The 5226-nt window shown below is 64.2% G+C and carries 7 protein-coding genes; 2 read left to right on the top strand and 5 right to left on the bottom strand.

Annotated features, from left to right (window positions below):
* Nucleotides 1-329 (bottom strand): DEAD/DEAH box helicase (locus tag MOV74_RS30780; RefSeq protein ID WP_246930593.1); only part of this gene is annotated, 329 nt, incomplete at its 3' end.
* Between the two features lie 445 nt (nucleotides 330-774).
* Here MOV74_RS30780 and MOV74_RS30785 point away from each other — a divergent pair.
* Nucleotides 775-1128, top strand: a complete 354-nt coding sequence (locus MOV74_RS30785; RefSeq protein WP_246930595.1) for a cupin domain-containing protein — start codon at nucleotides 775-777, stop codon at nucleotides 1126-1128.
* Between the two features lie 22 nt (nucleotides 1129-1150).
* On the opposite strand, the gene MOV74_RS30790 is transcribed toward MOV74_RS30785, so the two are convergent.
* The 4 genes from MOV74_RS30790 to MOV74_RS30805 all read right to left on the bottom strand — a co-directional run bounded on the left by MOV74_RS30790 (nucleotide 1151) and on the right by MOV74_RS30805 (nucleotide 3950).
* Entirely contained in the window at nucleotides 1151-1663 is a 513-nt protein-coding gene (locus tag MOV74_RS30790; RefSeq protein ID WP_246930597.1) for a hypothetical protein, read from the bottom strand.
* A 104-nt stretch (nucleotides 1664-1767) separates the two neighbouring features.
* Nucleotides 1768-2196, bottom strand: a complete 429-nt coding sequence (locus MOV74_RS30795; protein WP_246930600.1) for a VOC family protein — start codon at nucleotides 2194-2196, stop codon at nucleotides 1768-1770.
* Between the two features lie 116 nt (nucleotides 2197-2312).
* Nucleotides 2313-2795 carry a DUF5680 domain-containing protein gene (locus MOV74_RS30800; protein ID WP_246930602.1) on the bottom strand — a complete coding sequence of 161 codons (483 nt, stop codon included), beginning with the start codon at nucleotides 2793-2795 and terminating at the stop codon, nucleotides 2313-2315.
* A 3-nt stretch (nucleotides 2796-2798) separates the two neighbouring features.
* On the bottom strand, nucleotides 2799-3950 hold the full coding sequence (locus MOV74_RS30805) for a zinc-binding dehydrogenase (RefSeq protein ID WP_246930603.1): 1152 nt from the start codon (nucleotides 3948-3950) through the stop codon (nucleotides 2799-2801).
* 461 nt (nucleotides 3951-4411) lie between these two features.
* Between MOV74_RS30805 and MOV74_RS30810 the strand changes: the two genes are divergently transcribed.
* The coding region (locus MOV74_RS30810) for an MFS transporter (RefSeq protein ID WP_246930606.1) at nucleotides 4412-5226 on the top strand (815 nt) is incomplete at its 3' end.

Consider the following 5226-nt stretch of genomic DNA (forward strand, 5'->3'; position numbering starts at 1 on the left):
CCGCCGACGCAGGAGACCACGCGCCCGCCCGCATGCCCGTAGAGCCATGCGAGTTCGCGGTGGACCTGCATCGCGAGCTCACGGGTCGGTGCCACGATGAGGGCGAGCGGTGCGGCTGCCTGCTCGAACCGCTCGGCATCGCCGAGCAGATCCCTGGCCATGGCGAGGCCATAAGCGAGGGTCTTGCCGGAGCCGGTCTGCGCCGAAACCAGGAGGTCGCGATCGCGGGCATCGTCCGCGAGCACGGCGAGCTGAACGGGGGTCGGTGAATCATAGTTCCGCTCGGCCAAAGCTTGGGCGAGCGGCGGGGTCAGGGCCGGAAAAGACACGGATGGAGAACCTTGGTTAATTCAGGCGCGCAAACGGTGAACCGGCGGGCCTGAGCTCGCGTGGGGGGCAAACGGCCCGGCCGCACGCTGGATTTGATCTGGGCGCTCTTTACGCCAAGCGCTCGGAAATCACCATGCCTATGATGCATGGCTTCGCAAAGAGAACCGCGCCCCAGAGGTTGCAGCGGGCTTTTTCGACCACCTTGATTAAGGTGAAGCGCGACCGGTCTGACGCCGGGCTCCTTGCAGCCTGCCCGGGTCACGAGAGAGATCGACTCTCGCGCCTGGATTGCTTCGCTGCGCTCGCAATGACGACGTTGAAACACTGTCGGGAATGACCGAGCCCCCTTCTCCGCCACACGCACCTGATGAACCCGAGGCGCGTCTTGTCGCGCCGGTCCCTCGATCCCAAATCCTGTCCAACTGAAACGCCCACGAGTGAAACATGGCCGACAGCATATCGCTCGCCGACAAGCTCGCGACCTTTCACGACCATTGGTCCCCGCGCACGGTCACGACCTTCAACGATTGCGACGTGATGGTGGTGAAGGTGAAGGGCGAGTTCACCTGGCACAAGCACGACGACACCGACGATTTCTTTCTGGTGCTGAAGGGTCGTCTGGACATCGAATTGCAGGACCGCACAGTGACGCTCGGTCCGGGCGAGCTCTATGTCGTGCCCAAAGGGGTCGAGCATCGCCCGGTGGCGCGCGAGGAGGTTCACCTGATGCTGATCGAACCCACCGGCACACCAAACACGGGCGACAAGGCAACCGCAGCGGCGCGCAAGCTCGCATAGCAGGCAGCGCGCTTGGCGCGGCCTAATCCCTGGAGGGAGCTAGTCCGCTGAAGCTGCCGACCAACCTGGCTCTCGCACGCACAGCACCGTCCTTGACCGCGCGGGCGAGCGCTCGGATGGCGCGCCAGGCTTCGGTCGCTTGCAGCCACGCCTTCGCCGCGGCGTATTTTCCGTAAACCCAGGCAAAGGCGGGAATTCGCATCAGCTTGTCGCGCGTGAGATGGAACAGGCGCTCAACCAGCACGAGCTTGAGCAGCTCGCCGACAATGAAAGTCACGGCGCCGCTCACAACCTGCCCGGTTGCAGCGAAGTAGGCCGCCACGGGCTTGACCGGCTCCAGAATGATCACGGGCACGGAAAACAACGCCAGCGACGGATATGGCGGCAGCGACCTGATCCAGGCGCGCAAGCGCCTGAACTGGAAATGCCGCTCGATCCAGCGCGCGATCGGCTTCGCCACGGCCATGAAAACCGCATCCACCAGGAAGTAGATTGCAGCCAGGATGTAAGTGAGTGGTTTCAGGATTCGCTTCACGGCACCTCTCCCGCGAAGTGAAAGCCGGAACTTGGGCCTAAGTTTCACCTCCGCGTGAATAGTTCGGGGAAATCAGATGGAACTTTTTGGGCGTCGGCTCCCGCTCAGATCTCCGCATAAATCTCCAGCAGATTGCCGTCGGGGTCGCGGAAGAACAGGGTGCGATGTCCGAACGTTTGGTTCGTCGGCGGCGATACCAGCGCAATGCCCTGCCGAACCAGTTCGTCGGCGCATGCATCGACCTCGGCTGCGGACACCTTGAACGCCAGTTGCAGCGAAGCGCTGCCCGGCGGCGTCGGTGCGTCGGCCGCGGTCCGGCTCGGTCGTGCGAGCGCGAGCGTGTTGCTGCCGATGCCGTACTCGATCCAGTTCGACGACAACTCACGCAGCAGCGGGAAGGCAAGAACGCCCTCGTAAAAGCTGCGCATTGCGATCATGTCGCGCACGAAGATGACGGTGTAGTCGATCGCGCGGATGGCATGGAAGGGCGAGCGGGGGCGCGGGGGTGGTTCGGCTGTCTGTTCGTTCGTCATCGTGTCCTTTATTCAAAAGCCCGGACGTAGCCCGCATGAGCGGAGCGACATGCGGGAATGCTTCCCCACAAGCACCCCGGATATCGCTTCGCTCATCCGGGCTACAAGACTGGAGGCTAACGCAGCAGCCCGCCACCATAGCGCAGCTCGTAGAGCTTGGTGCCGTCCTGCTGCGAGATCGTCTCGACACCGTGAAACCGATCGAGCGCGCCTTCGATCTCGTTGCGGTAGACCATGCCTGCCTGCTCGAACAGGGGCGGTCCCCGGTAGGGCTGCTCGACGCGCACGCCCAGCAACGCCTGACGCAGGAATTTGTAGATCGCGAGAAACGTCTCCCGATCTCTGATCTCCGCGCCGACGCCGCCGCTGTAGCTCATCGACCAGATGACGCGGTCGTCCTTCGACACGGTCTCCTGCCCGACGAAAAATCCCATCCCGAAATAAATGTCGCGATAGGCAAAAGGCGGCGCGCGGTGCTCGAGCTGTTTTGAGCCGGCAAGCAACGGCTTCGCCACGGTCGCGTCGTCATCGAGACCGGCATAGGTGCGCCGCTTGGCCTCGACCAGGAACGCCGCGAGATCGTGCGGGATCGACGGCATCGGCTACTCCACCAGCTCCGGCCATGGCACGATGGTCGACTTCACCGTCTTCATCGCCATCGCATCCCTCACCGCCTGCGCGACGCCTTCTTCCGTGAACGGATAGATCGTCTGCATCTTCAGCCAGGGATATTTGCCCGCGGTCCGATACAGCATGTCGACGCCGAGCGGCAGGTCGTTGCCGGTGAAGCCCCAGGATCCCAGCACATTGAGGTCCTTGGTGCAGATGCGGTGCCAGGAGGTCTCGATCGAGCCGGCGTCGGTGAACTGGCCCATCTCGACATAGGTGCCGCCGTCGCGCAGCATCTCGATGCCCTCGGGGCCGGCGGTGGGATGGCCCGAGCAGTCCATCACGAGATCGGCGCCGAAGCCGCCGACGATCTCGCGCACGCGCGCGATGCGCTGCTGCGGCGACTTGATCTCCTCGATGTTGACAGTCGCCTCCGCGCCGAACTCACGGGCGAGCTTGAGCCGCGGTTCCTCCGGCGCACCGACGCAGATCACGCGCCCCGCCCCCATCTCCTTTGCAGCCGCGACCGCCAGAATGCCGATCGGACCCGAGCCCTGGATCACCACCGTGTCGCCCCAGGAAAAACCACCGGCGCGGGTAGCGCGATTGAAAGCGCGGATGCACGAGGTCAGCGGCTCGGACAGCGCGCCGAGCCGCAGCGACATGTCGTCGGGCAGCTTGTAGATCTTGGTGCCAGGCAGCATGTCGAGATCGACATAGACATATTCGGCCCAGCCGCCCCACATGTGCGGCGCCTTGTCGAAGCCGAGATAGCGGCCGTAATAGACCGGCGTCAGGCATTTGTTGGCGGTTTGCGGATAATGAATGCAGTAATAGCAATGCCCGCATGGCATCAGCGGCGGGATCATGACTTTCGATCCGACCTTGAGCGGCTTGCTCATGAAGTCCTCGGTGAGCTCGTCGCCGCATTCGACGATGACACCGCCGATCTCGTGGCCGAGCGTGAACGGCCAGGGCAGCGGCTTCGGCCAATGCCCTTTCAGGATGTGCAAGTCGGTGCCGCAGACGCCGCAGGCGCCGACCTTGATCAGCGCGGCCTTGCGGCCGACCTTCGGCCACGGCACGGTGCGGATGACGGGCTCCGAGCCGGGACCAGCGTGGGTGCAGACGCGGATCTGTTGCATGGCGATTTCCTCGATGCCCGTCTGTTCTGATTGGTTGGTGCGGGCGTAAGGCGAAGCGTATGTGAGATGCGCGCGCGTGCCAAGCGCAAGTCTCGTAGCCCGCATGAGCGTCAGGGACATGCGGGAAGAGATGTCCCGGATGTCGCTGCGCTCATCCGGGCTACGGATCTCAGCCACGCGCTCCGCCGTCATCCTGAGGTGCGCGCTCTTGCGCGCCTCGAAGGATGGGCTGCAAACGCCTGTGGCCCATCCTTCGGGGCTCTCCATGCGATGCTGATGCATCGCATGGCTCGCACCTCAGGATGACGGCGGAGTGTGTGGCGGCAGTGCATGGCTGTATCTACACCCAACGTCTTGAGCGCTCAGCAGTGAGCGTGTATGGCCGGATAACATCCTTTCCAGGTAGCCCCTTGAACCCCCTGCCCAAAAATCCCGTCGCTGCGTCCGGCTCGTTCGCGGCGATGAAGTCGGTGCCGTACCGCCTCCAGTTCATCGCCTACGTGCTGGCGATGATGGCCGACAATATCGAGCATGTGATCAGCTATTGGGTGGTGTTCCAGAAATTCCATTCGCCGACGCTGGGGGGATTTGCCGTGCTGTCGCACTGGCTCCCGTTCCTGCTGTTCTCGGTCGCGGTCGGCGGGCTCGCCGACCGGTTCGATCCGCGCCGCATCATCCAGTGCGGCATGCTGCTGTTCATCACGGCCTCCGCCGGCTGGGGCTTCTTCTTCATCACCGATACGATCCAGATGTGGCACGCGATGCTGCTGCTGGTGATCCACGGCTGCGCCGGCGTGCTCTGGCAGACGCCGAACCAGCTCCTGCTCTACGACCTCGTGGGACCTGCGGACCTGCCGAGCGCGGTGCGGCTGAACGCGATGGCGCGCTATCTCGGCATCCTGGTCGGGCCTGCCGTCGGCGGCGTGATCATGCTGACGCTCGGCACCTCGCACGGCATCATCTTCAACACGCTGTTCTATCTGCCGATGCTGCTGTGGCTGTTCTGGGCGCCTGTGCGCGACAAGAGCGTCGCGGCGCGGCGCTTTGCCGTGCGCGGCCTTGCCGACATCGTGCTGACCATCCGCGCCATCGGCACCCAGCCGGTGCTGACGGCGATGACCTGGCTTGCCGGCCTCACCTCCTTCATGATCGGCAATGCCTATCACGCCCAGATGCCGGGCTATGCCGGCGATCTCGGCCATGGCGATCCCGGCGTGTCCTACAGCGTGCTGCTCGCGGCCGACGCCGCCGGCGCGCTGCTCGCCGGCATTGCGCT

The sequence above is a fragment of the Bradyrhizobium sp. SHOUNA76 genome (genome assembly GCF_023006445.1).
Classification (GTDB): domain Bacteria; phylum Pseudomonadota; class Alphaproteobacteria; order Rhizobiales; family Xanthobacteraceae; genus Bradyrhizobium.

What these genes read in the sequence shown, in the direction of transcription:
- MOV74_RS30785 (WP_246930595.1), top strand. Translation starts at nt 775, where the DNA reads ATGGCCGACAGCATATCGCTCGCCGACAAGCTCGCGACCTTTCACGAC.
- MOV74_RS30795 (WP_246930600.1), bottom strand. Translation starts at nt 2,196, where the DNA reads ATGACGAACGAACAGACAGCCGAACCACCCCCGCGCCCCCGCTCGCCC.
- MOV74_RS30805 (WP_246930603.1), bottom strand. Translation starts at nt 3,950, where the DNA reads ATGCAACAGATCCGCGTCTGCACCCACGCTGGTCCCGGCTCGGAGCCC.
- MOV74_RS30800 (WP_246930602.1), bottom strand. Translation starts at nt 2,795, where the DNA reads ATGCCGTCGATCCCGCACGATCTCGCGGCGTTCCTGGTCGAGGCCAAG.